The organism is Streptomyces orinoci, assembly GCF_003121295.1.
Classification (GTDB): Bacteria; Actinomycetota; Actinomycetes; order Streptomycetales; family Streptomycetaceae; genus Streptomyces; species Streptomyces orinoci.
The window spans coordinates 4,975-6,595 of record NZ_PHNC01000001.1; the positions used below are offsets into that span (position 1 = coordinate 4,975).

1 protein-coding gene and 2 pseudogenes (1 of these 3 cut by a window edge) are annotated in these 1,621 nt (G+C 69.9%); all 3 read left to right on the forward strand.

Annotated elements, in window-relative coordinates; translation table 11 throughout:
* Positions 1-564 (forward strand): annotated as a pseudogene (nusA, locus tag CV755_RS00030) (transcription termination factor NusA); its annotated part reaches 399 nt to the left of the window's first position; the annotation flags it as partial.
* Between the two features lie 208 nt (positions 565-772).
* Positions 773-1,055, forward strand: a pseudogene (locus CV755_RS00035) (YlxR family protein).
* 152 nt (positions 1,056-1,207) lie between these two features.
* A partial coding sequence (locus tag CV755_RS00040) for a translation initiation factor IF-2 N-terminal domain-containing protein (RefSeq protein WP_193553317.1) occupies positions 1,208-1,621 on the forward strand: 414 nt, incomplete at its 3' end.

The window sequence follows — 1,621 nt, forward strand, 5'->3', positions numbered from 1 at the left end:
TMNRGCAAGCTGGAGGCCATCCTGCCGGTGCAGGAGCAGGTTCCCGGCGAGGAGTACAAGCACGGCCTGCGCCTGCGTACCTATGTGGTGCGGGTGGCCAAGGGCGTCCGCGGCCCCTCGGTCACGCTCTCGCGCACCCACCCCAACCTGGTGAAGAAGCTCTTCGCCCTGGAGGTCCCGGAGATCGCGGACGGCTCGGTGGAGATCGCCGCCATCGCCCGTGAGGCCGGTCACCGCACCAAGATCGCCGTACGGTCCAACCGCTCCGGGCTCAACGCCAAGGGCGCCTGCATCGGCCCCATGGGCGGCCGGGTGCGCAGCGTGATGGCCGAGCTCAACGGCGAGAAAATCGACATCGTCGACTGGTCGGACGACCCGGCCGAGCTGGTGGCCCACGCACTGTCCCCCGCGCGGGTGAGCAAGGTGGAGATCGTCGATCTCGCCCAGCGCTCCGCCCGGGTGACGGTTCCCGACTACCAGCTCTCGCTGGCCATCGGCAAGGAGGGCCAGAACGCCCGGCTCGCCGCCCGGCTGACGGGCTGGCGGATCGACATCCGCCCGGACACCGAGCAGGCCGAGCCGGCCGCCCAGTCCTAGCCGGCCGGAGCGCCGGGGGCGCGTGGAAGCGAGCCGGAGCGCATGGAAGCGGTTTGGCGATGTTCCGAAAAGCCGCGTGACAGGCGGCGCCGGTCCGGAGACCATGGTCATAACGGATGCGTAGCCGATCAGTGCCCCGAAGGGTGAGGTTGGCACGGGGAGGTAGACTTAAGCAGTGTCTGGCCGGACGCATGCCCGCGTATGCCCTGAACGCACCTGTGTGGGGTGCCGGGAGCGAGCGGCCAAGGGCGATCTCTTGCGGATCGTGGTGATCGAGGGCGCCTGCGTCCCCGATCCTCGCGGTACGCTGCCCGGCCGGGGTGCCTCCGTGCATCCCACACCGGTTTGTCTGGAACTGGCGGTGCGCCGCCGGGCGTTCCCCCCGGGCCTTCAAAAGCCCGGGACCGTTCGATACCGCTCAACTGCGTCGATACGTCGAACACGGTGAGCGGCACTAGTTCGGCCCCGCGTCATGCGGGGATGGTCCATGTCAGGTACCTCGCGAGTTGGAAGTAGGTCGAGATTGCGATGAGCACTCGATGAGTACGCGATGAGTACGCCCATGAAGTAGCGACGGTCCGGTTGACAACCCGGACCTAGAAGGAGCGAAGTGGCTAAGGTCCGGGTATACGAACTCGCCAAGGAGTTCGGAGTAGAGAGCAAGGTCGTCATGGCCAAGCTCCAAGAACTTGGTGAATTCGTCCGTTCGGCGTCCTCCASGATCGAGGCGCCGGTCGTCCGTAAGTTGACTGACGCGCTGCAGGGACCCGGTGGCAACGCCGGTAAGTCCGCTGCCAAGCCGGCGGCGCCGCGCAAGGCCCCGTCCGCGAAGCCGGGTGCCCCACCGCGGGTGCGCCCCGTCCCGCTGCCCCGGCACCAAGCCGGCCGCGGCCCCACCCCCAAGCCCGCCGGTGCCGCGCCACGCCCGGCCGCGTCCGGCCCCAAGCCCGCCCCGGCCGCCCCGGCCAAGCCGGTGCCCGCGGCGGAGTTCTCGCGCCCCCGGCGCAGCCCGCCGCTCCCTCCG